The sequence below is a fragment of the Clostridium sp. genome, from assembly GCF_051656525.1.
In the GTDB taxonomy this organism is placed as follows: domain Bacteria; phylum Bacillota; class Clostridia; order Clostridiales; family Clostridiaceae; genus Clostridium.
Window position 1 is genome coordinate 1 of sequence record NZ_JBOGCC010000179.1, and the last position, 26,332, is coordinate 26,332.

Annotated in this window: 28 protein-coding genes and 1 pseudogene; 12 read left to right on the forward strand and 17 right to left on the reverse strand. The window is 28.6% G+C overall.

Annotated features, from left to right (window positions below):
- The 4 genes and pseudogenes from ACRDDY_RS09000 to ACRDDY_RS09015 form a co-directional block, all read right to left on the reverse strand.
- Positions 1–66 (reverse strand): annotated as a pseudogene (locus ACRDDY_RS09000) (30S ribosomal protein S6); the annotation flags it as partial.
- A gap of 97 nt (positions 67–163) precedes the next feature.
- On the reverse strand, positions 164–358 hold the full coding sequence (locus ACRDDY_RS09005) for a DUF951 domain-containing protein (RefSeq protein ID WP_438564619.1): 195 nt from the start codon (positions 356–358) through the stop codon (positions 164–166).
- Positions 355–1,260 carry a mechanosensitive ion channel family protein gene (locus ACRDDY_RS09010; protein WP_438564620.1) on the reverse strand — a complete coding sequence of 302 codons (906 nt, stop codon included), beginning with the start codon at positions 1,258–1,260 and terminating at the stop codon, positions 355–357. The genes ACRDDY_RS09005 and ACRDDY_RS09010 overlap by 4 nt, the downstream gene beginning before the upstream one ends.
- A 27-nt stretch (positions 1,261–1,287) precedes the next feature.
- Positions 1,288–1,956 (reverse strand): ArsR/SmtB family transcription factor, encoded by a 669-nt coding sequence (locus ACRDDY_RS09015; protein ID WP_438564621.1) that lies wholly within the window; start codon positions 1,954–1,956, stop codon positions 1,288–1,290.
- A gap of 107 nt (positions 1,957–2,063) precedes the next feature.
- On the opposite strand from ACRDDY_RS09015, the gene ACRDDY_RS09020 reads away from it, so the two are divergent.
- Positions 2,064–2,738 (forward strand): haloacid dehalogenase type II, encoded by a 675-nt coding sequence (locus ACRDDY_RS09020; protein WP_438564622.1) that lies wholly within the window; start codon positions 2,064–2,066, stop codon positions 2,736–2,738.
- A gap of 159 nt (positions 2,739–2,897) precedes the next feature.
- On the opposite strand, the gene ACRDDY_RS09025 is transcribed toward ACRDDY_RS09020, so the two are convergent.
- Positions 2,898–3,131, reverse strand: a complete 234-nt coding sequence (locus tag ACRDDY_RS09025; RefSeq protein ID WP_438564623.1) for a DUF3343 domain-containing protein — start codon at positions 3,129–3,131, stop codon at positions 2,898–2,900.
- Positions 3,132–3,267: 136 nt separating this feature from the next.
- On the opposite strand from ACRDDY_RS09025, the gene ACRDDY_RS09030 reads away from it, so the two are divergent.
- The 3 genes from ACRDDY_RS09030 (at position 3,268) to ACRDDY_RS09040 (ending at position 5,759) form a co-directional block, all read left to right on the forward strand.
- Complete coding sequence (locus tag ACRDDY_RS09030; protein WP_438564624.1) at positions 3,268–4,419, forward strand: aminotransferase class V-fold PLP-dependent enzyme; 1,152 nt, start codon at positions 3,268–3,270, stop codon at positions 4,417–4,419.
- Positions 4,420–4,473: 54 nt separating this feature from the next.
- Positions 4,474–5,055, forward strand: coding sequence for a spore protease YyaC (gene yyaC / locus ACRDDY_RS09035; RefSeq protein ID WP_438564625.1), 582 nt, complete (start codon positions 4,474–4,476; stop codon positions 5,053–5,055).
- An 83-nt stretch (positions 5,056–5,138) separates the two neighbouring features.
- Positions 5,139–5,759, forward strand: a complete 621-nt coding sequence (locus ACRDDY_RS09040) for a DNA-3-methyladenine glycosylase (protein ID WP_438564626.1) — start codon at positions 5,139–5,141, stop codon at positions 5,757–5,759.
- Between the two features lie 53 nt (positions 5,760–5,812).
- Here the strand turns inward: ACRDDY_RS09040 and ACRDDY_RS09045 are convergent, their stop codons facing one another.
- From ACRDDY_RS09045 to rpmH, 12 genes are all read right to left on the reverse strand, one after another.
- On the reverse strand, positions 5,813–6,316 hold the full coding sequence (locus ACRDDY_RS09045) for a DUF4446 family protein (protein WP_438564627.1): 504 nt from the start codon (positions 6,314–6,316) through the stop codon (positions 5,813–5,815).
- A 38-nt stretch (positions 6,317–6,354) separates the two neighbouring features.
- Complete coding sequence (locus ACRDDY_RS09050) at positions 6,355–7,215, reverse strand: ParB/RepB/Spo0J family partition protein (RefSeq protein ID WP_438564628.1); 861 nt, start codon at positions 7,213–7,215, stop codon at positions 6,355–6,357.
- 18 nt (positions 7,216–7,233) lie between these two features.
- Positions 7,234–7,995 carry a ParA family protein gene (locus tag ACRDDY_RS09055; protein ID WP_438564629.1) on the reverse strand — a complete coding sequence of 254 codons (762 nt, stop codon included), beginning with the start codon at positions 7,993–7,995 and terminating at the stop codon, positions 7,234–7,236.
- Positions 7,996–8,214: 219 nt separating this feature from the next.
- On the reverse strand, positions 8,215–8,997 hold the full coding sequence (gene noc, locus ACRDDY_RS09060) for a nucleoid occlusion protein (protein ID WP_438564630.1): 783 nt from the start codon (positions 8,995–8,997) through the stop codon (positions 8,215–8,217).
- Between the two features lie 78 nt (positions 8,998–9,075).
- On the reverse strand, positions 9,076–9,795 hold the full coding sequence (gene rsmG, locus ACRDDY_RS09065) for a 16S rRNA (guanine(527)-N(7))-methyltransferase RsmG (protein ID WP_438564631.1): 720 nt from the start codon (positions 9,793–9,795) through the stop codon (positions 9,076–9,078).
- A gap of 17 nt (positions 9,796–9,812) precedes the next feature.
- Positions 9,813–11,702: a tRNA uridine-5-carboxymethylaminomethyl(34) synthesis enzyme MnmG gene (gene mnmG / locus ACRDDY_RS09070; protein WP_438564632.1), complete on the reverse strand. Its 1,890-nt coding sequence runs from the start codon at positions 11,700–11,702 to the stop codon at positions 9,813–9,815.
- Between the two features lie 12 nt (positions 11,703–11,714).
- Complete coding sequence (gene mnmE, locus ACRDDY_RS09075) at positions 11,715–13,091, reverse strand: tRNA uridine-5-carboxymethylaminomethyl(34) synthesis GTPase MnmE (protein WP_438564633.1); 1,377 nt, start codon at positions 13,089–13,091, stop codon at positions 11,715–11,717.
- Between the two features lie 238 nt (positions 13,092–13,329).
- Positions 13,330–13,950 carry an RNA-binding cell elongation regulator Jag/EloR gene (gene jag, locus ACRDDY_RS09080; RefSeq protein ID WP_438564634.1) on the reverse strand — a complete coding sequence of 207 codons (621 nt, stop codon included), beginning with the start codon at positions 13,948–13,950 and terminating at the stop codon, positions 13,330–13,332.
- 40 nt (positions 13,951–13,990) lie between these two features.
- A complete protein-coding gene (gene yidC, locus ACRDDY_RS09085) occupies positions 13,991–14,776 on the reverse strand; it encodes a membrane protein insertase YidC (RefSeq protein WP_438564645.1) in 786 nt (261 codons plus the stop codon).
- Positions 14,777–14,807: 31 nt separating this feature from the next.
- A complete protein-coding gene (gene yidD / locus ACRDDY_RS09090) occupies positions 14,808–15,017 on the reverse strand; it encodes a membrane protein insertion efficiency factor YidD (RefSeq protein ID WP_438564635.1) in 210 nt (69 codons plus the stop codon).
- Positions 14,989–15,363 (reverse strand): ribonuclease P protein component, encoded by a 375-nt coding sequence (gene rnpA, locus ACRDDY_RS09095; protein WP_438564636.1) that lies wholly within the window; start codon positions 15,361–15,363, stop codon positions 14,989–14,991. Before rnpA ends, yidD begins: the two co-directional genes overlap by 29 nt.
- 61 nt (positions 15,364–15,424) lie before the next feature.
- Positions 15,425–15,559, reverse strand: a complete 135-nt coding sequence (gene rpmH, locus ACRDDY_RS09100) for a 50S ribosomal protein L34 (protein WP_438564646.1) — start codon at positions 15,557–15,559, stop codon at positions 15,425–15,427.
- Positions 15,560–16,106: 547 nt separating this feature from the next.
- Here rpmH and dnaA point away from each other — a divergent pair.
- The 8 genes from dnaA to chbG all read left to right on the forward strand — a co-directional run bounded on the left by dnaA (position 16,107) and on the right by chbG (position 25,875).
- Entirely contained in the window at positions 16,107–17,468 is a 1,362-nt protein-coding gene (gene dnaA, locus ACRDDY_RS09105) for a chromosomal replication initiator protein DnaA (protein WP_438564637.1), read from the forward strand.
- A 297-nt stretch (positions 17,469–17,765) separates the two neighbouring features.
- Positions 17,766–18,866, forward strand: a complete 1,101-nt coding sequence (gene dnaN, locus ACRDDY_RS09110; protein ID WP_438564638.1) for a DNA polymerase III subunit beta — start codon at positions 17,766–17,768, stop codon at positions 18,864–18,866.
- Positions 18,867–18,941: 75 nt separating this feature from the next.
- Positions 18,942–19,148, forward strand: coding sequence for a S4 domain-containing protein YaaA (gene yaaA, locus ACRDDY_RS09115; protein ID WP_438564639.1), 207 nt, complete (start codon positions 18,942–18,944; stop codon positions 19,146–19,148).
- A 56-nt stretch (positions 19,149–19,204) separates the two neighbouring features.
- Complete coding sequence (recF, locus tag ACRDDY_RS09120; protein ID WP_438564640.1) at positions 19,205–20,290, forward strand: DNA replication/repair protein RecF; 1,086 nt, start codon at positions 19,205–19,207, stop codon at positions 20,288–20,290.
- Positions 20,291–20,304: 14 nt separating this feature from the next.
- A complete protein-coding gene (gene remB, locus ACRDDY_RS09125) occupies positions 20,305–20,565 on the forward strand; it encodes an extracellular matrix regulator RemB (protein WP_438564641.1) in 261 nt (86 codons plus the stop codon).
- A gap of 42 nt (positions 20,566–20,607) precedes the next feature.
- A complete protein-coding gene (gyrB, locus tag ACRDDY_RS09130) occupies positions 20,608–22,518 on the forward strand; it encodes a DNA topoisomerase (ATP-hydrolyzing) subunit B (protein ID WP_438564642.1) in 1,911 nt (636 codons plus the stop codon).
- 23 nt (positions 22,519–22,541) lie between these two features.
- Positions 22,542–25,070, forward strand: coding sequence for a DNA gyrase subunit A (gene gyrA / locus ACRDDY_RS09135; RefSeq protein WP_438564643.1), 2,529 nt, complete (start codon positions 22,542–22,544; stop codon positions 25,068–25,070).
- A 64-nt stretch (positions 25,071–25,134) separates the two neighbouring features.
- Complete coding sequence (gene chbG, locus ACRDDY_RS09140; protein WP_438564644.1) at positions 25,135–25,875, forward strand: chitin disaccharide deacetylase; 741 nt, start codon at positions 25,135–25,137, stop codon at positions 25,873–25,875.
- The last annotated feature ends 457 nt before the right edge of the window (positions 25,876–26,332 follow it).

The following is a 26,332-nucleotide window of genomic DNA, read 5'->3' on the forward strand; positions in this document are numbered from 1 at the left end:
AGCTTTAACAGCCTCCTCGTCTAGTGATGGGTGTAGTATAAATATAGTTTCGTACTTTCTCATCATTTTCACCTCCTCCCCTCGGACTAACGGCTGTGCTTTGCACAGCAGGGATTACAATTATCTATTTTATCATTACCTATTATATTTTTCAATAGTTTTATTAAATTTCTGCTTTTTCTATAATTTTTTTTGCACCTTTTACAAACTTATTTCTTGGAAGCATTATTATTCTTTCACATTTTATACACTTTATTTTTACATCTGCACCGGTTCTTATAACCTTAAAATTCTTTTCTCCGCATGGATGTTGTTTTTTCATTTCAACTATATCACCTAAATCAAAACTTTCTATCATTTTAAAACTCCTTCTAACTCTTTATTTTCTATATCTAAATTTTTATTTATTATAAGTTCAGTTTTACTATATGGTATCTCTATACCTTCTCTATCCATAGCCTGCTTTATTTCTTTTCTAAGCTTCCTCTCCATTGCCCATTGATGCATTGGTATACTAAATCCTACTACTCTTATAGTAACACCTGAATTTCCTAAATCATTTACTCCCCAAATTTCAATTGGCTGTGTAACTTCTTCATTCTCTTCATCAAATACTTTACAGGTTTTTCCTATAACCTCTATAGCATTATCTATATCCTCTTCATATGCAATATCCACATCAACTATAAACCTTATATTATTTCTTGAGTGATTTGTAACTTCTTTTATACTACCATTTGGAATAAGATGCAAGTCACCTGTAAAAGCTTTAAGTATAGTTGTTCTTATTCCTATAGATTCAATTATGCCATCAAACTTTCCTATAGTTACATAATCACCAACACCATATTGGTCTTCAAAAAGAATAAAAAAACCATTAATTAAATCTTGAACTAAACTTTGAGCTCCAAATCCAATCGCAAGTCCTCCCATTCCAGCAAAAGTTAATGATATACCACCAAAAAGCTCTTCAAGCATTATAGCAGCTCCTGCAAAGTATACTGAATACCTTAAAACACTTTTAAGTACCTCTCCGATAGTTATGGCCTTTTGAGGACTCATTGCAAATTTAAGTCCCTTTTCCTTGCCTTGATTTTCAATAAACTTCTTTATAATTTTATTTCCCACTTTTATAGTTATAAACATTAAGAATATTACCAAAATAATCTTTAATCCTACTCCTATTACCCTGTCTATAAACTCTGGACTAATTGATATCTTTCCTATCTGAAGTCCATCCTGTTCAACTCTAACTGCCATACATTCTCCCCCGTAAACTCTCTTTAATTAAATCTCGACCCCTAGTTTTTCTTTTAAAAACTCTTTTCCCTCATTTGTTAAAAATAACTTTCTTGATTCCTTATCTTTTTCTATTAAACCAAGATTAAGTAAATTTGAATATATCATAACACCTATTTCTCCTGCTATATGATTACTTTTTTCACTCCAATCTCTACACAGTTCTCCAATATACTTTTCCTCACCTACCTCAAACCCAATTTCTTTAAATCTGTCTTTTCCTTCATCTGTAAGAAATACACTTGTTCCTAATACTTCTACATACTCATTTTTAATTAATTTATTAAAAATTTCTACCCCTAACTTCCCTGCTATATGGTCATAACATAATCTTGCAAATCTAATTTGCTTTGACCTAACACTTTCTTTAAGTGATGTTATTTTAGGCTCTTTTGATAGTTGCATTAGTAACTCTAAAATTTTTGCAATATCTTCACTTTCTATTTTATAGTAAGAGTTTTTCCCATATTTATTATTTTTTATAATATTAAGCCCTACCATTTTATTCAAATGATACGTTGCTGTTTGTGGCTTTATTCCTGCTACCTTTGCAAGTTCACCTGTTGTTCTAGCTCCTCCTAGCAGTTCCACTAACATTATAGCTCTTGATTTATCTGAGAATATACTTGCTATATTACTAATATCCGGTGTTATCATATATTCCACCTCACTTAAATATATTTCCATCTCCATGGAATAATAATATTGTTATACTAATTTTATAAATTAAACTCTAATTTATCAATAGAAAGGATATGATATTTATGGAAAACTTAAAAAATATAAAACTTTGTGTTTTTGATGCTTATGGAACTTTATTTGATATTCATTCTGCTTGCGAAAAATATAAGGATGAAATTGGTGATATATATAACGATTTTTCAAACCTTTGGAGAGCAAAGCAACTTGAATATAGTTTCCTAAGAGAAATAATGGATGACTACACAGATTTCATTAACGTAACAAAGGATAGCCTTAATTATGCTTGTAATACTTTTAATATAAATAATGAATCATTAAAAGATAGACTTATAAATTCCTATATGAAATTATCAGCCTATACAGATGTAATTCCTACATTAAAAAAACTTAAAGCTAAAGGTATATCATTAGCTATCTTAACTAATGGTTCTTATTCTATGATAAATAAAGCAGTTCGATCATCTAATATCAATAATTTACTAGATGATATTTTATCAGTAGAGGATATCAAAATTTTTAAACCTAACAAAAAAGTTTATGAAATGGTAACTCAAAAATTCAATCTTGCCCCTAATGAAATCGCTTTTTTCTCATCTAATGGATGGGACATTATGGGCGCAACTAAGTTTGGATTTAATACATTTTGGGTAAATAGGTTTGATAAAACTTTAGAAGAATCAGCATATAAACCTAAATTTACAATTAAAACTTTAGCTGATGCCTTAAATTTACTATAAGGAGTATGCCTGGAACTTATATTATAGATACAACGGGTAAAATCGTTTTATCTTTTGTTAACAGTGATTATAAAAAAAGATTCGATATTGATGTTGTTTTAAATAAGCTAAAAGAACTATAATAATATAAAAGCTAAAAAGAATTTTTCTTTTTAGCTTTTATATTTGCGTATATTCATTTCCTTCTTTTAAATATATTCCCTTATATTCTATGCCCTCTTCTCTTGCTGCTTTTAGTTCTTCTTCTTCGTCAAATCTTATACAAATTCCACAACTTTGAGTGATGCTTGTTGGTGTTGGCATTATTCTAAAAGAATAGCCCTTGTCTTCTAAATTACTTTCTGCCATCATTGCATCATATGTATTTTTAAAAACTATTATATAATACTTCATTGCCCTTTTCCCTCCCTTCCTGATGTTTTATATCTATATTATATCTAACTTTTCTCTATATACATACATTTTAATGCTTTAAATTTTATTTTGATTTATAATTAATATAAAAAATTTAATTACACGAGGTTTAATTATGAAAGTTTATTTAGATAACGCTAGTACAACATTTCCTAAACCAGCAATAGTTTCTGAAAGTATATTCAACTATCTAACTAATGTTGGTGGTAATGCAAATAGATCTACTAGCTCAAATAGTTTAGAAAGTAATAAGATTGTTTTTAAAACAAGAAAAGCAATTGCTGATTTTTTTAATTTTGATAATCCACAAAATGTTATATTTACAAATAATATAACTACTTCTTTAAATATATTAATAAAAGGAATTTTAAAACCTGGAGACCATGTTCTTACATCATCAGTAGAACATAATTCAGTAATTCGCCCTTTAATATCTTGCTCTGAAAATTTAGATGTAGATTTGGAATTTATAGATGCTAATTCTTCATCATTTATAAATGTTAAGGACTTTGAACATAGAATAAAGCAAAATACAAAGCTAATAGTTTTAACTCATGCTTCCAATGTAACGGGATGTATTCAACCTGTTAAAGAGATTGGTGAACTTTGCAAAAAAAATAATATCTTCTTTATAATAGATTCTGCTCAATCTGCTGGAACTGTACCTATAGACTTTAAAGAACTAAACTTAAGTGCACTTGCCTTTACTGGTCATAAAAGTCTTTTTGGTCCTCAAGGTATTGGTGGATTCATTATCTCAGATGAACTTAATAGTATTTGTTCTCCATTTATTGAAGGTGGTACAGGAAGTCTTTCTCATCATATTCATCAACCTGACTTTTTACCTGATAAGTTTGAAAGTGGAACATTAAATATTCCTGGAATAGTAGGTTTATATAACGGAATTTCCTTTATAAATGAAACTGGAATAGATAATATAAAGAAACATAATTCTGCTCTTTATAAGAAACTTGGAACTGGCTTATTAGAATTAGGATATACAGTATATGGAGATTTATCTTTTAAAAACTGTACAACTTCCCTTTCTTTTAATTTAAGAGATTTAGATCCTTCTGAGTTATCTTATTATTTAGACTCAAGTGGAATAAGTAATAGAGCTGGTCTTCACTGTGCACCTAAAACACATGAAACAATTGGTACATTTCCATTAGGAACAGTTAGATTAAGTATTTCATATTTTAATACTTTTAAAGATATCGATTATGCCTTATCTATATTAAAAAATGCAATAAAAGATTTTTACTAAACTATGTTTAAAAACCTCCTATTTGGAAATAATTTCAAATAGGAGGTGTTTTTATTGGAAAAATCATTATTACAAATAGATGGAACTGATTCCTCATCATATATAAACTTAGGTGAAGAATTGTTTAATCATACAAAACTAATTCATCATAATAGAGATATTATAATTCTTTGTATTGGTACTGATAGATGTACCGGAGATTCGCTTGGTCCTTTAGTTGGTGATAATCTTTTACTAGAAAATGTAAATAATTTTTATATTTTGGGAACATTAGAAAATCCAATTCATGCTAAAAATTTAACTTATTCACTAAGAAAAATTAATTTACACTTTAAAAATCCTTATATAATTGCAATCGATGCAGCACTTAGTAATCTTTCTAATGTAGGTAAGATAAATTTAAAAGAATCACCACTTTCTCCTGGATTAGCTCTTAATAAAGACTTACCTTCAGTTGGTGATTTAAGTGTAACTGGTATTGTTAATTTAAGTGGAAATTTTGAATATTTAATGCTACAAAATACTAGATTATATACAGTTATGCTTTTAGCTAAAACTATATCAAAAAGTATTATTTATGCTAATGAACTTTTAAATAATCATTCTAAAAATATAATAAAATTCCCTAACCAATAATTCTTTGTAGTATAATGTTTCTCAAGAAACATTATACTTTTTATTTTAAATTGTTTCTTGAGAAACAATGGAGGTATACAGAAATGACTAAATTAACTAAAGATTTTTTTGCTCGTGATGCTCGTATTGTAGCTAGAGAACTTCTTGGTAAAATTCTTATTATAACTAATAACAATATTACTTTTAAATGCAGAATAACAGAAACTGAAGCTTATATAGGTAAAATAGACAAAGCTTGTCATGCCTATGGTAATAAGCGTACTACTAAAATAGAACCATTATATGCTCCTCCTGGATTTACATATATTTATTTTATTTATGGTTTATATTATTGTTTTAATATAATTACTAAAGAAGTTAATATTCCCGAAGGTGTCCTAATTCGTTCAGTTGAACCTTTAAATAATTTTGATATTATTAGTAATATTAGATTCAAAAAAAATTTCAACGAATTATCTAAGTCTCAAATTAAAATACTAACTAATGGACCTGCTAAATTTACTATGGCATATAATATTACAAAAGAACATAATTTAATAGATACATTAAACAGTAATATTTTATACTTTACAGAACCCGATTATAATAATACTAATTTTGAAATAGTAGAAACTACTAGAATTGGTATTGATTATGCAGAAGAAGCAAAAGATTTTCTTTGGCGCTACTATATTAAGGATAATTTATTTATTTCAAAAAAATAATCCAGTTTGAAAAAATTTCAAACTGGATTTTTTTAATTAAAAGTTATTTTAATTTATAATGTCTTTTTAATTGCTTCATCTAAAACACATTTTTCTTCTTCAGATAATTCATATCTTGAAATACCTTTATCTACCGGCTTTGCATAACAAGTACTATCATATCTTCCATAAAGTCCTGTTAATATAACACCATCATTATGACCATCAAGTAATGCTATTGAGTAACTTAAATCACTTCCTACATCATCAAAAGCCTTATATCTCATAATTGCAACTTTTTGAACACACTCTAATAATTCTTTTCTAGTATCAACTACAGTTTTTAACGCTTGATCTGCAACTTCTTTTGCACTATCAATCTTACTTAATTCACTTATAATAAGTTGTTCTAGATTTTTATTATCTACACCTTTCATAAGCTTTTTGTATCTTTTTTCTACACGATTTAATCCCCTCCATAATACGATGATTAGGATTATTAATATTACTACTAATATTGCTATTCCTATTACTATATATGGTAATAAGCTTTGCATGCTACTGATAAAATTATTCACGTTTTTCCGTCCTTCCTAAAAATGTTTCTCACGAAACATTACATGTTTATTAATTCTAAAATTCTATTTAAATCTTCTTCTGAGTAGTATTCTATCTCTATTTTTCCCTTTTTATCCTTATCGTCTATTTTTACTTTCGTTCCAAAGTAATCTTGTAACTTAGTTTGTGCTTCTTTATAATAGATATTTAATTCTTTTTTTACCTTCTGTGGTTTATCTTTCTCTTGCTCATAGGATTTTATTCTTCTTTCAAGTTCTTTTACTGATAAATTATTATCTATTACAAGTTGTGCAAAGTTACATTGTAAATTTCCATCACTTAATACTAATAAGACTCTTCCATGAGCTTCACTAATAACACTTTCAATTAAATATTGTTGTACTCTCTCATCTAGCTTTAAAAGTCTCATTGTATTAGTAATAGCAACTCTCGATTTACCAATTCTACTGCTCAATTCTTGTTGTGTTAAATTAAACTCTTTAATTAACTTTTTATAAGCAATTGCCTCTTCAATTGGATTTAAATCTTCTCTTTGAATATTCTCAATCAAAGATATCTCTAAAACTTCTTTTTCTGTTAACTCTCTTACTATTGCTGGAACTTCTTTAAGTCCTGCCATTTTAGCTGCTCTAAATCTTCTCTCTCCAGCAACTATAATATAATCTTTCCCATTTTTTCTTAATAATATAGGTTGTATTATTCCATGATTTCTTATTGATTCTGCAAGTTCTGCTATATTCTCATTATCAAAAAATTTTCTTGGTTGTTCTGAACATGCTTTTATTTTATTCAATGAAATCATCATTGAATCTTTCTTATTTTCTTGTATATCTCTCTTACTTGCTTCTTCAGGAATAAGTGCTCCAAGCCCTTTTCCTAATCCAAATTTTTTACTCACTCTCTTTCTCACCCCTCATTATTGCCTCTTTAAAAATTCATTGGTTAACTTTGAATATGCATCTGCTCCTTTACACTTTTCATCGTAAAGCATTATTGGCAACCCAAAGCTTGGTGATTCTGCTAATCTTATATTTCTTGGAATAGTTGTTTCATAGACTTTATCTTTAAAGAATCCTTTTACTTCCTTGTACACTTCATTGCTTAGTCTTGTTCTATAATCATACATTGTCATAACAACACCTTCAATATCAAGTTCTTTATTTAACGATTTTGTTACTAAATTAACTGTATTTATAAGTTGACCTACACCTTCTAATGCATAGAATTCACACTGAATTGGAATTAAAACTGAGTTACTTGCTGATAATGCATTTATAGTTAACACGCCTAAAGAAGGAGGACAATCTATAAAAATAAAATCAAATTCCTCTTTAATCTCATCTATTTTTTGTATTAAAATTTTCTCTCTATTTTCTCTACCTATAACCTCAACTTCTGCACCTGCAAGTTCCATTGTAGATGGGGCTATATATAGATTACTTATTAAATCGCTATGTATAATTACATCATTTAATGAAGTATCAGAAGTTATAACATCATACATTGATGCTTCTAAATTTCTCTTATCTATTCCAAGTCCACTTGTAGTATTTCCTTGTGGATCTATATCTATTGTTAAAACTTTATGCCCAAGCATTGCAAGGTAAGAACATAAATTTATATTGGTAGTAGTTTTTCCAACTCCACCTTTTTGATTGAATATACAAACTGTCTTCATAACTAGCTCCTTTTTATTTAGAGCCTACACCCCCTCTCACACTTAATATTATATAGATTTTCTCAACATAATAAAAGCGTAAAATGGCTAAAACCCTAATTTCTTAATAAATTTATAATAGAATATTTTGAACATTTTTTAAAGTTCTTTATAACTTATATTTTTTCTAAAAAATAAGACATCTAATCTAACTAAAGATAGATGTCTTTTTTATATGAATTACTTTTTCATCTTTGGAATTTTAACTTTTATTTCTATATATTCTTCCTTTTCATCCATATCGTATTTAGCAGGTATATTAAATTTATCAAAAACTTGCTTTATACTATTTACATATAATTTTGCTGGAAATGCCGATTTTATATTATTCTTCTTTTTTCCACTAAGTTCTTTTCCTACTAATTTTAAGAGTTCTTTATTTATAAGTTCTTCTGTTTGTCTTACATTTAATTTATTTTTTATAACCTTCTCTAAAATTTTCTTTTGTAATTTTAAGTTATCCACAGATAATAAAGCTCTTGCATGTCTTTCAGTTAAACTGTTATCCACACATAGTTTTCTAATTTCATCCCCAAGTTTAAGAATTCTTAATTTATTAGCAATTGTGGATTGTTTTTTTCCCATTCTTTTTGCTAATTCTTCTTGTGTGAATCTATGGTCAGTTATTAAATTATAGTACGCTTCTGCCTCTTCTATAAAATTTAAATCTTCCCTCTGTAAGTTTTCTAATAATGCTATTTCAGCTGATTCAATGTCTATTATATCTATAACTATACATGTAACATCAGCTAATTTTGCAAGTTTTGCAGCTCTCCATCTTCTTTCTCCTGCAACTAACTCAAACATCTTCCCTCTTTTTCTTACAGTTATTGGTTGAATTATACCATGTGTTTTTATTGATTCTGCTAACTCTTTTAATGCTTCTTCTTTAAAATACTTTCTTGGCTGATATGTATTTGGAATTATATCATCCACACTAATCCTTATTACTTCATTACTCATTTATAGAACCACCCTTATAAAATTCCATTATTTTTCTATACCTATATTAATTCAACACTTTCCATTATTTACCTCTAATTATTTAATAGGTTTTTTAGTTACATTTCCTGCTTTTCTAGGATATGTTTTAGGACACTCTTTTACCTTTTCAACAATAACAATATTATGGTTTAAATCTGTACCCTCAACTACAGTTTCATCTACTCGTATAAGCTTTCCACCTAAAGTCCCTATTGCATTCTTACTTCCTGCAAGCTCTTCATCAATTGCAGGTCCTTTTAATGCTACAAAAAAACCTCCAACTCTCACATAAGGAAGACAGAACTCTGATAATACTGCCATATTAGCAACTGCTCTAGATGTAGCTACATCAAATTTCTCTCTTAATTCTTTTTTTCTTGCTCCATCTTCTGCTCTTGAGTGTATTGTTACTACATTTTTTAATCCTAATTCTTTTACTACTAAGTTTAAAAAATTAACTCTTTTATTTAGTGAATCTAATAAAGTTACTTCTACTTCATCATTCATTATAGCTATTGGTAATCCAGGAAAACCAGCTCCTGTTCCTACATCTATAAGTGTTTTAGCATTTTTAAGTTCCAAACTTTTAAATGCTTTTATACAATCAATAAAATGCTTCTTTATAAACTCATCATCTTCTGTTATTGCAGTTAAATTAATCTTTTGATTCCACTCTTGTACAAGTCTCATATATTTTATAAATTTCTCATATCTATCTTCATTAAAATCCATTGAAACTTCGTCTGCTGCAGTTTTCATTATATTATAAAATTCCATCTTAAACTCCTTAAATATTAGTTATTTTCTTCCCTTTTATTGTATCCAACTTCTAAGTATATTAATAACACTGATATATCAGCTGGTGACACTCCAGATATTCTTGATGCTTGCCCTATACTAACTGGCTTAATATCAGATAGCTTTTGCATAGCCTCAGTTCTTAATCCTTTTACATCATAGTAATCTATATCTTTAGGTAAAATCTTCTTCTCAAACTTTTTAAATTGTGCTACTTGTTCTAATTGGCTTTGTATATAACCTTCATATTTAGCAATAATATTGATTTGTTCTCCAACACTATAATCATAATCTGGTCGTTCTTCATCTAACTTAGCTAATGCAAAATAATCTAATTCTGACCTTTTAATAAGCTCATATAATCTTGTTGGCTTCTTAAGTGCTGCTGAATCTAAGCTTTCTAAAAACTCATTGTTTTCAGTTTTATTAGTTACTTGAAGATTCTTTAATCTATCTAACTCTATTTCTATATTTTCTTTTCTTTTTAAATATCTATCATATCTTTCTTCATTTACTAATCCAACATTATGACCAATTTCAGTTAATCTAAAATCAGCATTATCTTGTCTTAAAAGAAGTCTGTACTCCGCTCTTGAAGTCATCATTCTATATGGTTCATTAGTTCCTTTAGTAACTAAATCATCTATTAAAACTCCGATATATGCGTCTGAACGTGTTAAAATTAATGGCTCTTCGCCTTTTATCTTTAACGCTGCATTTATACCAGCTACAATTCCTTGTGCCGCTGCTTCTTCATATCCTGAACTTCCATTTAACTGTCCTGCTCCATAAAGACCCTCTATATGTTTAAATTCTAATGTAGGCTTTAACTGAAGTGGATTTATTGAATCATATTCTATTGCATAAGCAGCTCTCATCATTTCTGCATTTTCAAGCCCATCTAAAGTTCTAATAACTTTAATTTGAATATCTTCTGGCAATGATGATGATAATCCACCAATATATAATTCTTGAGTATCATCCCCTTCTGGCTCAACAAATATTTGATGTCTACCTTTATCCGGAAATCTCATAACCTTATCTTCTATTGATGGACAGTATCTTGGTCCTACACCTTTAATCGTTCCGTTATACATAGGAGATCTTCCTATATTTTCATCTATTATTCTATGTGTTTTTTCATTTGTATATGTTAAATAACATGATATCTGCTCTCTATCAACATTATCATGCATAAATGAAAACGGAATAATTCTATCATCACCTTTTTGCTCTATCATTTTAGAGAAATCAACGGATCTCTTATTAATTCTTGCAGGTGTTCCTGTTTTAAATCTTCTAAGCTCTATTCCTAAATCTAATAACGTTTGTGACAAATCTTTAGCTTCTGAAAGTCCATTAGGTCCTCCTGAATAGCTTACATCACCTATAATTATCTTAGCCTTTAAATATGTTCCTGTACAAAGCACCACAGCCTTACAGTTGAATATAGCTCCATTTTTTGATATAGCTCCTTTAATTACACCCTCTTCAACAACTAAATCTATGATTTCAACCTGTCTTACATATAAATTTTCTTGTGTTTCTAAGACTCTTTTCATTCTTTTTTGATATTCAAGTTTATCAGCTTGTGCTCTTAGAGAGTGGACAGCAGGTCCTTTTGATGTATTTAACATTCTTGATTGGATAAATGTGTGATCTATATTTATAGCCATTTCTCCACCTAATGCATCTATTTCTCTAACTAAATGCCCTTTTGCAGTTCCTCCAATATTAGGATTACAAGGCATCATTCCTATTGATTCTAAATTTATTGTACATATTAATGTTTTTAGTCCCATTCTAGCAGAAGCAAGTGCAGCTTCACATCCTGCATGACCTCCACCAATAACTACAACATCATAATCTCCACCATTATATCTCATGGTCTTTTCCTCCTATTTTCCACAACAGAATTCACTAAATATCTTATTTACTAAATCTTCTTCAAGCTCATCCCCAGTAATTTCTCCTAATGATCTCATTCCTGAAGTTACATAAATAGATATTAAATCTAAGAATTCATTTTTCTCTAATCTATCTTTTGCCATTTCACAGTTCTCTAGTGCTCTTATTAACGCTTGCTTATGTCTATTATTAGATATAATTAAACTTTCATTATCAACTTCACCACTAAAGAACATATCTTTTATCTTCGTCTTCAAATCCTCTATTCCAAAGCCAGTTTTAGCTGAAATTTGAATAAAGTTTTCAAAGTCTTTTAAAGCTTCCCTATCTATTTTTTCTTCTAAATCTACTTTATTAAGAAGAACAATAGTATTCTTATCTTTTACAGATTCTATAATTTCTTTATCCTCTTCATCAATAGGTCTTGACGTATCTATCATTAGAACTACTAAATCAGCCTCTTCAAGCTTTTCTTTAGATCTTTCAACACCAATCTTTTCAACTATATCATCAGTCTCTCTTATTCCTGCTGTATCAGTTATTTTAACAGGTATTCCATCTAAGTTTATAAACTCTTCTATTACATCTCTTGTTGTACCAGGAATATCAGTTACAATAGCTCTTTGCTCTTGTAAAAGTGCATTCATAAGTGATGATTTTCCTACATTAGGCTTACCTATTATAGTCATCTTTAATCCATCTCTTATTATTTTTCCTTCATTTGCACCTTTTAAAAGTCTATTCATTTCAGTTATGGCCATATCCACACCTTCTAATACTCTTGGTGGTATAGTTTCATCTGGCTCTTCATCATCCTCTGTAAAATCAACAGCATACTCAATTAAAGCTAAAACATTTAAAAGATATTGTCTTAACTTATTTATTTCCTGGGAAAGTTTTCCCGAACTTTGCATTACAGCTGACTTCATAGCTAAATCAGTTTTAGCTCTTATAATATCAATAACAGCTTCTGCTTGACTTAAATCTATCCTTCCATTTAAGAATGCTCTCTTAGTAAATTCTCCTGGTTCTGCAAGTCTTGCACCTGCTCTAATAGTTTCTTCTAATACCTTATTAGTAGAAATTACTCCACCATGACAATTTATTTCAATAACATCTTCAGCCGTAAAACTTCTTGGTCCCTTCATAAAGCTTATAATAACTTCATCTATTATTTCTTCATTTTTATCTACAATGTTTCCATATTTCATAGTGTATGTCTTCATATTTTTAATATCAAAATCATTCTTAGCTCTAAATATTGAACCTACAATATCTAATGCCTTTCCACCAGAAACCCTTATTATTGCTATTCCACCCTCGCCTTGGGCAGTTGCTATTCCGCAAATAGTATCAAATTCTTTCATTAGCTGTCCTCCTTAAAGTGCTAATTATATATATTACTATATCTTAATTATGTATTTTTCTTATAAATAATAAACATCCAAACCTCATAAACTACTATCAATTTTACAGAAATATACTTGATAAGTCAAAACTATAAATATCTATAATTCATATCACCTTTTTCCTATATATTTCTTTCTCTTAAATCTTTATAACTTAACAAAAAAAAGAAAGCCCTAAAGGCTTTCCAAATCTTATCTAATTTAATACAACTACTACTTTTCTATACGGGTCTTCTCCCTCACTATAAGTTGAAATTCCCTCTTCATTTTGAAGTGCTGCATGAATTATTCTTCTTTCATAAGGATTCATAGGCTCAAGCTTAAACGGCTTTTTAGATCTTCTAACCTTATGTGCTGTTTTTAATGCAACTGCTTTTAAAGTTTGTTCTCTTTTAGCTCTATAATTTTCTGTATCTAATATAACTTTTTTGTAGCTCATTTCATGATTCTTGTTTACCACTAATGATATAAGATATTGTATAGAATCTAAAGTTTCTCCTCTATATCCTATAATAGTTCCCATTTTAGGTCCTGAAATATCTATATATAAAGAGTCTTTTTTCTCTTTAATACTTACTGTTCCAGTTACTTTCATTGAACTCAATAAATTCTCAGTAAATAATCTTGCTTCGTTTATATAATCATATTTAACTGTTACTTTTATCTTAGCAGGTTTAGTTCCTATAATATTCAAAAAACCTTTTGAACCTTCATCTAAAATATCTACTTTAACTTTATCCTTAGATACATTAAGTTCATTTAATGCCTTCTCTAAAGCTTCATCTACTGTTTTACCTGTTGTTTCAATAAATTTCATTTGCCCTAGACACCTACTCTCACTTGGTTATATATTTACACTATTTCTTTTTCTTTTTCTTTTTACTATTATTAGATTCTTCAATACTTTCTAAAAGACCAAATTTATCTTTGTTTGATTCACCAACTTTTTCTTCAGCCTCTTGTTTAGCTTTTTGCTTATGAAGTGGTCTAACATTTAAGAAATATGTTTGAACTAATTGATATACTCCACTAGTTACCCAATATATTACTAATAATGCTGGAAACTTAAGTGAAATGAATCCCATCATTATAGACATACCAATGTTCATTGGCATCATATTCATTCCCGTTGCATCACCAGCTGGATTTGACTTAGTCATCAAGTATGATGGAATAAAAGTAAATACCGCTGATAATATAGGTAAAATATATAATGGATCATGTGAACTTAGATTTGGAATCCATAAGAAGCTAAGCCCTTGAGTTTGTGCAGCTACGCTTGGATCTGTAAATGTCCAGTATAATGCCATTAAGATTGGAAGTGGAATTAACATTGGTAAACAACCACCAGTCATACTAATGTTATTTTCTTTATAAATTTTCATTACTTCCGCATTTGCTTTTTGAGGGTCCCCTTTATATTTTTCTTGAACCTTCTTTATCATAGGTTGAAATTCTTGCATTCTTCTCGTTGATTTTACTGATTTAATACTAAATGGTAAAACCAATGTTTTGATAATAACAGTTAGTAAAATAACTGCTAAAACATAACTTAGCCCTGGATTTGTAATTCCCACTGACACTATAAAATGATGAATAGCGTCAAAAACAGATACAAATACATTTATTATTGGCTGAATTATTTTCATCATAATAAAATTTTCCTCCCATATTCTATTTTACAGGATCATATCCACCTTTACTAAAAGGATTACAACGTAAAATTCTCCAAATAGCCATAAGACTACCTTTTATTGCACCATATTTCTCTACTGCTTCAAGTGCATACTCTGAACAAGTAGGTCTATATTTACAACAAGGAGAATACATTGGAGATATCCTGATTCTATAAAACTTAATTAAAGTTATTACAATTTTCTTCATTTAATAGTCCTGCTTTCTTAAATAAGTGCAGCATAGCCTTTTCTACATCATGAAAATTCTTATCTTTTATATTAGTTCTTGCAACAAATATAAAATCATAACCCTTTTTTAATTCTATTTCATTTAATCTATAACTTTCAGAAATAAGTCGCTTAGTTTTACTTCGTACAACACTATTTCCGACTTTTTTACTTACTGAAATTCCTACCTTATTATAAGGTGAATTTTCTTTGTCTTTATTCTTTCTATTTTTAAATCTATATAATACTAATAAATTATTAGCTAAAGATGATCCTCTTCTATATACGAGTCTGAATTCATTATTTTTTCTTAATTTATATATCATCTGTAATTCAATACTCCTTTTTCCTACAAATTGTAGAAAAAAGGCCACTAAATTGCGGCCCTTATGCTGTTAATTTTTTTCTACCTTTTTGTCTTCTTGCTTTAAGAACGTTTCTTCCAGATTTAGTTTTCATTCTTTTTCTGAAACCATGCTCTTTTTTTCTTTGTCTTTTTTTAGGTTGGTATGTCATGAACATTCGCATTACACCCCCTTCGAATTTTTTATACAGAAAAATAACTATACTTTTCTTTTTACCTTATCATTATATATATCAGTTTCTAATCTGTCAAGAATAAGGATAATTGTTGATAAAATCTTTTATTCATTCTACTTTTTGTGGATAACTTATTGAAACCCTTTGTTTACTTATGTTATTATAATAAATATATTGTTGATAATTTGTTGTAATATAAAAGTTATCCACAGCTGTTGATAAAGTTGTTGATAACTTGTTGCTTTTCTCTTGATATTTATAAAAATCTATATGTTTTCATTGATTTTTTCTTTAACAAACTCTTGTATATCCCTGTTTATATTTTTTTTAGCTTAAGCTGTGGATAACTCTGTTTTAGAAATTATATCAACATAATTATTAACATGTGGATAATCTAAATTACATAATTTTACTTAATATCACTATTGTTGATAACTCTGTTTATAACAAGTGAAAAGTTTTAAAAATAGAATAAAATCAAAAAAAAATTTATAAAAAAATTTTAAAAAATCCGATTGGAGGATCAAAAATGGATTCTGATTTAAATCAATTATGGGAAAAAACATTAAATATTATCAAAGGTGAGATGAGTGAAGTAAGTTTTAATACATGGATAAAAAGTTGTGAACCTCTTTCTATAAACAACAATACTATTAAAATTAGCGTTCCTAATACATTCACTCAAGACATCTTAGAAAAAAGATATAAGGATTTAATCATAAATTCTATTAAAGCTTGTTGTTCTAAGCTTTATAATATCGAATTTTTAGTTGCGTCTGAAATAGGAACTATTGAAGAAAAAGAAAATACTAGTTCTAAGAAAAAAAGAGAAAAATCAGAAGAAAATTTAAATCCAAATGATGAAATGAACAATCTTAATCCAAAATATACTTTTGACTCTTTTGTCATAGGTAATAGTAATAGATTTGCTCACGCTGCATCATTGGCTGTTGCTGAAGCTCCTGCTAAAGCATATAATCCTCTTTTTATTTACGGAGGAGTTGGACTTGGAAAAACTCACTTAATGCACGCAATTGGTCATTATATTCTACAAAATAATTCTAAAGCAAAAGTTGTTTACGTTTCATCTGAAAAATTTACTAATGAATTAATCAACGCTATTAGAGACGATAAAAACGAAGAATTTAGAAATAAATATAGAAATATCGATGTTCTTCTTATTGATGATATTCAATTTATCGCTGGTAAAGAAAGAACACAAGAAGAATTTTTCCATACTTTCAATGCCTTACACGAAGCAAATAAACAAATTATTTTATCATCAGATAGACCACCAAAAGAAATTCCCACATTAGAAGATCGATTACGTTCTAGATTTGAATGGGGATTAATTGCAGATATTCAAGTTCCTGATTTTGAAACAAGAATGGCAATTTTAAAGAAAAAAGCTGATGTTGATAATTTAATAGTTGCAAACGAAGTAATGGTATATATAGCCACTAAAATAAAATCTAATATAAGAGAACTTGAAGGTGCTCTTACTAGAATAATTGCTTACTCTTCTTTAACTAATAGAGCTATTACAGTTGATTTAGCTACTGAAGCTTTAAAAGATATTATTTCTAAAAAACAAGGTAAACACGTAACTATTGAAATAATTCAAGATATTGTTGCTAGTTACTTTAACTTAAGGATAGAAGATTTAAAATCTCAAAGAAGAACAAGAAACGTTTCTCACCCTAGACAAATAGCAATGTATTTAAGTAGAAAACTTACAGATATGTCTCTCCCTAAAATTGGCGAAGAGTTTGGTGGAAGAGATCATACTACAGTTATACACGCTTATGAGAAGATTTCAGATAACTTAACTAAAGATGAAAGTCTACAACATACAATAGAAGAATTAAATAAAAAAATAACTCAAGGTTAGATTAATCTAATTAGTTTTTTAATTTAATTTCTATTTATCAACAACTGTAGATAATATAATCTTAATTACCTGTGGATAATATATTTTTAAAAATAGCCTGTTTATAACTGTGGATAAGTCATACAAATAGTTACTTACTTATCCACAATATTTTTTTATACTCTTTTTAGTATTTTCAAGGGCTAAGAGTACTTTTCAACAAATCCACAGGCCCTACTACTATTATTACTAAAAAATTATATATACCTACAATAAAAAAGCAAAATTATCTGTGTATAAAAAAAGGAGGATTATTACATGATTTTTATATGTGAAAAACAAAAATTATTAGAAGGTATTTCAATTGTACAAAAAGCTATTACTGGAAAAACAACAATGCCTATACTAGAAGGAATTTATATTAATGCATTAGGTTCTACAATTACTTTAATCGGATCAGACATTGATGTTAGTATTGAAACAAAAGTAGATGCAGATATTCTAACTTCAGGAAGTATTGTTATAGATGCTAAGATATTTGGTGAAATAATAAGAAAACTCCCAAATTCAGAAATAAAATTTGAAACATTAGAAAATGAAACAATTCAAATAACTTGTGAAAAGTCAGTATTTAACTTAGGTTACATGAATGCTGAAGATTTTCCAGAGCTACCACAAATAAATGAGAGCAAAAAAATTGATGTACCTCAAAACATATTAAAAAATATGATAAAAGCTACAACTTTTGCTATAGCTCAAGATGAAACAAGACCAATACTTCAAGGTGTTTTATTTGAAATTAAAAATAAAAGTTTAAATTTAATTGCATTAGATGGCTATAGATTAGCCTTAAGACAAGAATATTTAGATGTTGATATTGAAGAGGAAGTTGTAATTCCAGGAAAAACTTTAAACGAAGTTTCAAAAATATTAGAAGATGTTGATTCAGAAGTAAAAATTACTTTTACAAATAATCATATTTTATTTAACTTAAATAAAACAAAAATTATTTCAAGATTACTTGAAGGAAAGTTTGTAAATTATAAATCATTATTACCTCAAGATCACAAAATAACTATTGAAGTTAAAAAACAAGAATTACAAAATGGAATTGAAAGAGCTTCTTTAATGGCCAAAGATGGAAATAACAATTTAATTAAATTAGATATGGAAGAAGATACAATTATATTAAGTTCTAATTCTCAATTGGGAAAAGTAAGAGAAGAAGTTTCGGTTAATCTGCAAGGTGAGAAGATACAAATTGCATTTAATTCAAGATATTTATTAGATGTATTAAAGGTTTTAGATGATGAAGAAATTATATTAGAAATGACTTCAAGTGTAACACCTTGTATAATAAAAGGAAAAATGGCTGATAATTATAGATACTTAGTATTACCAGTACGAGTAGTAAGATAAAAGGAGGATGCATAAATATTGCATAAATATACATAATTAAAAATGTATTGATGTAATAGAATGCTATGAATAAATATGCAAGAAATTAAAATAAATACTGATTTTATAAAATTAGATGCTTTTTTAAAGTGGGCAGCGGTAGCCTCTTCAGGAGCAGAAGCTAAAATTTTTATTTTAGAAGAATTAGTTAAAGTAAATGGTGAAGTTTGCACTCAAAGAGGAAAAAAAATAAGAGTAGGTGACATTGTAGAATTTGAGGATGAAGCGTTTAAAGTTATATAGTGACGGTAAAGCTTTTAATCATCTATTATGTTATAATTAAATATGGGTGTTTATAAATGTATGTAAAAAAGCTAAAATTAATAAATTATAGAAATTACGATAATTTAGAAATAAATTTAGGCGAAAATGTAAATGTATTTATGGGAGATAATGCTCAAGGAAAAACAAATATTCTTGAAGCTATTTACTATTGTGCATTTGCAAAGTCACACAGAACTTCAAAAGATAGAGAACTTATTAATTGGAATAGTGAAGTTGCATTTATAAGTGTCTCTATAGGGAGAAAAAGATTAGATAAAAAAATAGAGATAAATATTTTAAAAGACGGAAAAAAAGTTGTAAAGGTTAACTCTGTAAAAATAAATAAGATTGGTGAATTATTTGGAACTTTCAATGTTGTAATGTTTTCACCAGAAGATTTAAAGATTATAAAAGATTCTCCAGGGGTGAGAAGAAAATTTATAGATATGGAGTTATGTCAACTTGATTCTAAGTACTATTATAGTTTAGTTCAATATAATAAAGTGATGAATGAAAGAAATGCTATATTAAAAAATAGAAAAGCAGATTTAGATATGCTTGAAGTTTATGATATTCAGCTTTCAACCTTTGGAGCTTATATTATTGAGAGAAGAATTAAGTATTTAGAGGAACTAAATAGATATTCTTTAGATATACATAAAGATATAACGTCAGGAAAAGAAACAATCAAATTTAAATATGTATCATCTATAAAAAATTATGAGAATATACAAAGCGAGTTTTACGCACTTTTAGAGAAAAACAGAAAAAGAGATCAAGAAAAAGGTATAACTTGTTATGGACCTCATAGAGATGATTTTTCTGTATTTATAAATAATGTTGATACAAAAAGTTATGGTTCGCAAGGACAACAAAGGACAGCTGTACTAACTATGAAATTTGCATCTTTGAAAATAATAAAAGAGCTTACAGGAGAATATCCAGTTCTTTTATTAGATGATGTATTATCAGAATTAGATTTTAATAGAAAAAGATATGTACTGAGTTCTATTGGAGGAATTCAAACAATAATAACTTGTACAGGAATTGAAGATTTAGATGAATATTTAGATAATGATTCAAAGTTATTTAAAGTTAAAGATGGAATAATTTTAAATTAGTAAGGAGGGTCTTTATGTTTTTACATTTAGGAGAAAATGTAGTAGTTCCAATAAAAGATGTTATAGGAATATTTGATTTACAAGCAACAAAATATAGTTCGGATACAATTCAATTTTTAAGAATGGCTGAAGAAGATGGATTTGTTGAAAGAATTACAAATGATAACCCAAAATCCTTTGTAATTGCAGAGGTTGATAAGATGAGTAAGATATATTTATCACCAATATCATCATCAACTTTATCAAAAAGAACGGGATTAGATTACAATCTATAATTTCAATGGGTGAATAAAATTATAAAAATATAGGAGGAATCTATGTTAGAAGAAAATAAGCAAAGTTATGACGAAAGTCAAATACAGGTTCTTGAAGGTTTAGAAGCCGTTAGAAAAAGACCAGGTATGTACATAGGTAGCACAAGTTCTAGGGGACTGCATCACTTGGTTTATGAAATTGTTGATAATAGTATAGATGAAGCTTTAGCGGGATACTGTAAAAATATAAAAGTTACCATAAATGAAGATAACTCGATATTAGTTGAAGATGATGGAAGAGGTATGCCAGTAGGAATGCATCCTAAAATGCATAAGCCAACTGTTGAAGTTATTATGACTATACTTCATGCAGGAGGAAAATTTGGTGGCGGCGGATACAAAGTATCTGGAGGACTTCATGGAGTTGGAGCTTCAGTAGTAAACGCTTTATCAGAAAAATGTAGTGTAACTGTAATGAGAGAAGGAGTTATGTGGAAACAATCCTATGAGCGTGGAAATGTAGTATCTGATTTAGAACAAGTTGGAACAACAGAAGTTACAGGAACAACAGTATATTTTAAGCCAGATGCTGAAATATTTGAGGAGTTAGTATATGACTTTGAAATATTATCACAAAGATTGAGAGAACTTGCGTTCTTAAATAAAGGAATAAATATAAGTTTAATTGATAAAAGAAATGGTAAAGTAGAAGTATATTTCTATGAAGGTGGGATAAAATCATTTGTTGAATATCTAAATAGAAATAAACAACCTCTTCATGAAGAACCAATATACGTTGAAGGTGATAAAGAAGGAATAATGGTTGAAGTTGCTCTTCAGTATCATGATGGATATAACGAGAACTTATTTTCATTTGCAAATAACATAGATACTATTGAAGGAGGAACTCATCTTATTGGTTTTAAAACTGCTTTAACTAGAGTATTTAATGATTATGCTAAAAAGTTTGGACATTTAAAAGAAAATGATAAAAATCTTTCAGGAGATGATATAAGAGAAGGGTTAACAGCAGTTGTATCAGTAAAAATAACTGATCCGCAGTTTGAAGGACAGACAAAAACTAAACTTGGAAATAGTGAAGTTAGAGGTGTTGTTGATTCAATAGTTGGAGAAGGGGTTGGAATTTTCCTAGAAGAAAATCCTAATATAGGAAAGATTATAATAGATAAAGCTTTAATGGCAGCTAGAGCAAGGGATGCAGCTAGAAAAGCAAGAGAATTAACAAGAAAATCTGTTTTAGAAAGATCAGCATTACCAGGAAAGCTTGCAGATTGTTCATCGAAAGATCCAGCAGAGTGTGAAATTTATATAGTAGAGGGAGACTCTGCGGGAGGTTCAGCGAAGCAAGGAAGAGATAGAAAGTTCCAAGCTATTTTACCACTAAGAGGTAAGATTATGAATGTTGAAAAGCAGAGATTGGATAAAATACTAAACTCAGATACTATACGATCAATGGTTACAGCTTTTGGAGCTGGAATAGGAAAAGATTTTGATATATCCAAAATTAGATACAATAGAATAATAATTATGACAGATGCCGATGTTGATGGAGCTCATATAAGAACTTTATTATTAACATTCTTCTATAGATACATGAGAGAACTAGTTGATGGAGGACATATTTATATAGCTCAACCACCATTATATAAAGTAAGTAAAAGTAAAAAGGATAGATATGCTTACTCTGATGAAGAGTTAGAGGGTGTTTTAGAAGAAATGGGTGGAAAAGATAACTCAATTAATATCCAAAGATATAAAGGATTAGGAGAGATGAATGCTACTCAGCTATGGGATACAACAATGGATCCAGAGCAAAGAGTTCTTTTAAAGGCAAATATTGAAGATGCAATGGCAGCAGATGAAATATTCACTATTCTTATGGGAGAAAAAGTTGAACCAAGAAGAGAGTTTATTCAAGAAAATGCTAGTAAAGTAAGCAACTTAGATATTTAGTATCAAATTATGAGGTGAAGTACATGAGTTTTAATGAGGGAAAAGTAATACCCGTAGATATAAAAAACGAAATGAAGAAGTGCTATATAGATTATGCAATGAGCGTAATTGTAGGGCGTGCACTTCCAGATGTTAGAGATGGCCTTAAACCAGTTCATAGAAGAATTCTATTTTCAATGCATGAACTAGGGTTAGCACCAGAGAAGGGTTATAGAAAATGTGCAAGAATAGTAGGAGAAGTACTAGGTAAGTACCATCCACATGGTGATACATCAGTTTATGATGCATTAGTAAGAATGGCACAAGATTTTTCAATGCGATATATGTTAGTTGATGGACATGGAAATTTTGGTTCTGTAGATGGAGATAATGCAGCTGCAATGAGATATACAGAAGCTAAAATGAATAAAATTGCAGCACAAATGATTAGAGATATTGGAAAAAATACTGTTGACTTTATACCAAACTTTGACGGTGAGGAAAAAGAGCCTTCAGTACTTCCATCTAGATTTCCTAATTTATTAGTAAATGGTTCATCAGGAATAGCTGTTGGTATGGCTACAAATATTCCACCACATAATTTAGGTGAAATTATTGATGGAACTATAATGCTTATAGATAATCCAGAGTTAGAAATACTTGATTTAATGACTGTAATAAAAGGACCAGATTTCCCAACAGCAGGTATTATAATGGGGCAATCAGGAATAAGATCAGCATATGAAACTGGAAGAGGAAAAATAAGAGTTAGGGCATTAGCTGAAATTGAAGAAGAAAATAATAGACATAAGATTATAGTTACGGAGTTACCATACCAAGTAAATAAGGCAAAGCTTATTGAAGGCATAGCTGATTTAGTTAAAGATAAGAAAATCTCAGGAATTTCAGATCTTAGAGATGAATCAGATAGAGAAGGTATGAGAATTGTAATTGAATTAAAAAGAGATGCGAATCCAAATGTTGTTTTAAATCTTTTATATAAGCATACAAAAATGCAAGATACTTTTGGAGTTACTATGTTAGCGTTAGTTAATAATGAGCCACAAGTATTAAATTTAAAACAAGTGTTAAATCACTATATTACATTCCAAAAAGAAGTTGTAACTAGAAGAACTGTTTTTGAATTAGAAAAAGCAGAAGCTAGAGCACATATTTTAGAGGGATTAAGAATAGCATTAGATAATATAGATGAAGTTATATCTATAATAAGAAATTCTAAAACATCAGATATTGCTAAAAATACTTTAATAGAGAAATTTGGTCTTTCAGATAAGCAAAGTCAAGCAATCTTAGATATGAGATTAAGAAGGCTTACTGGTCTTGAAAGAGATAAAATTGAAGCAGAGTATGATGAACTTATGAAAGAAATTGCATACTTAGAATCAATACTTAAAGATGAAGAAAAGTTACTTTCAGTAATAAAAGATGAATTAATAGAGATTAAAGAAAGATATAATGATGAGAGAAGAACAGCAATTGAAGCAAATGCAGATGAAATTGATATTGAAGATCTTATACAAGAACAAGAAATAGTTATAACTTTAACTAGTTCGGGTTACATTAAAAGAATTTCAGCGGATGCCTACTCAGCACAAAAAAGAGGTGGGAAAGGAATTCAAGCAATGTCAACAAAAGAAGATGATTTTGTTGAACATGTTATGGTTACGTCGACACATTCAGATATACTATTCTTTACTAATAGAGGAAGAGTATACAAGTTGAGAGGATATCAAATTCCAGATGCAGGAAGAACTGCAAAAGGAACAAATATTGTAAACTTAATTTCGATAGAGTCTGATGAGCAAATTCAAACTGTTTTAACCGTAAATGATGTTTATGAAGATGGATACTTATTTATGGGAACTAAAAATGGTATTGTTAAGAAAACTAGATTAGAAGAGTTTAAAAATTTAAGAAAGAATGGATTAATTGCAATTAACTTAAGAGAAGGGGATGAACTTCTAAAAGTTAAGATGACTAGAGGGGATGCTAATATTATAGTAGTAACTCAAAATGGTATGGCAGTTAAATTCAATGAGAAGGATGTAAGATCGATGGGAAGATCGGCATCAGGAGTAAAAGCAATTACATTAAAAGGTGATGATGTTGCTGTATGTATGGATATAGCTACAGATGAAGAAGAGTTATTAGTAGTAAGTGAAAATGGATATGGTAAGAGAACTGCAATTTCAGAATACAAAGTTCAAAATAGAGGTGGAAAAGGCCTTATAACTTATAAGATAAATGAGAAAACAGGAAAACTTGTAGGAGCAACTGTATGTAAAGAAGATGATGAATTAATGATGATTAATTCAAATGGTGTTGCTATAAGAATAAATGTATCAGATGTATCAGTAACAGGAAGAGCTACCATGGGAGTTAAGTTAATGAGAACACTTAATGAAGAACAAGTAGTTGCAATAACAAAAATCAGTGGTGGTAATGAAGAGGAAACTGATGAACAAATAGAATTAGAAGATAATGAGGTTTCTAATGAAATTCAAGATACTTCACTTGATAGATTAACTGAAAGAGCAGAATCAGAAGAATAATAAAGATTAATAGGCCACAAGAACTATCTTGTGGCCTTTATTATAAAATTATGGGGGGATAAATATGAAAATAATATTTAATGCAGATGACTTTGGATTAACAGAGGGAGTTAATTTAGGAATAATAAAAGGTTTCAAAGAAGGAATAATTAAATCAACAACATTAATGGTTAATATGAAATATGCAAATCATGCAATTGAATTAGCAAATCAAAATCCAGGGCTAGGAGTTGGAGTTCATTTAACTGTTACAGCTGGAAGACCTATTATAGAAAAAAAGACATCTTTAGTAGATGAAAATAATAATTTCTATAATAAAGATTTGTTATATGACTATACAGTAGAGTTTGAAGTAGAAGATTTATATAATGAGTGGAAAGCTCAAATTAAGAAATTTATAAAAATGGTAGGGAAAAAACCAACACATTTAGATAGTCATCATCATATACACTTAGTACCTAAATATTTAGAAGTAGCATTAAAGCTTGCAAATGAATATGATATTCCAATGAGAGAGCAAAAACATATAGATAAAAAATATGAGTTCATAAAACTTGCTCAAACTTTCATAGGGGCAGGATGTGAAAAGGAATATTTTCTTAATGATGAAGAAAATATATTGGAAGAGGATATTGTAGAAGTGATGTGTCATCCTGCAATAGTAGATGAAGAATTAGTGGAAATTAGTTCTTATAATAAAGGCAGAGAAAAAGAATTAGAGATAATAACTTCGGAAGAAGTGAGAAATTGGATAGAAAATAATAGAATTGAGATAATAAATTTCAGAGAAATAAGAAAAATATAAATATGAAAGTAGCTATTTCTAATAAAAATAGCTACTTTTTTTAGAAAGAACAATAAAAATAATAATAATCTTTACCAGGTGTATCATTATAAGAAAAGCTTAGAGAAAAGAAGAAAATAAAAGAAAATAAATAATAATTTCGAAAAATAAATTTCAATATTAAATAATAAACATCATATTCATGGTAAGATAAATCTCGTCGCTGAGGCAAACAACAATTTAGAAAAACAATTTCGAAAGAATGAAAAAGTTTTTAAAAAAATATGTTGACAAGATAAAGCTAAGGTGATAAGATAAAGAAGTCGCTTGAAGCGATTGAAACAAAATGGTCTTTGAAAATTGAACAGATTAATATATAAACAAACTTAAACCAGCAATTCTTTTATTAGTAAGTTTTATGAGCAATTTAAGATTAAACTTTTTATTGAGAGTTTGATCCTGGCTCAGGACGAACGCT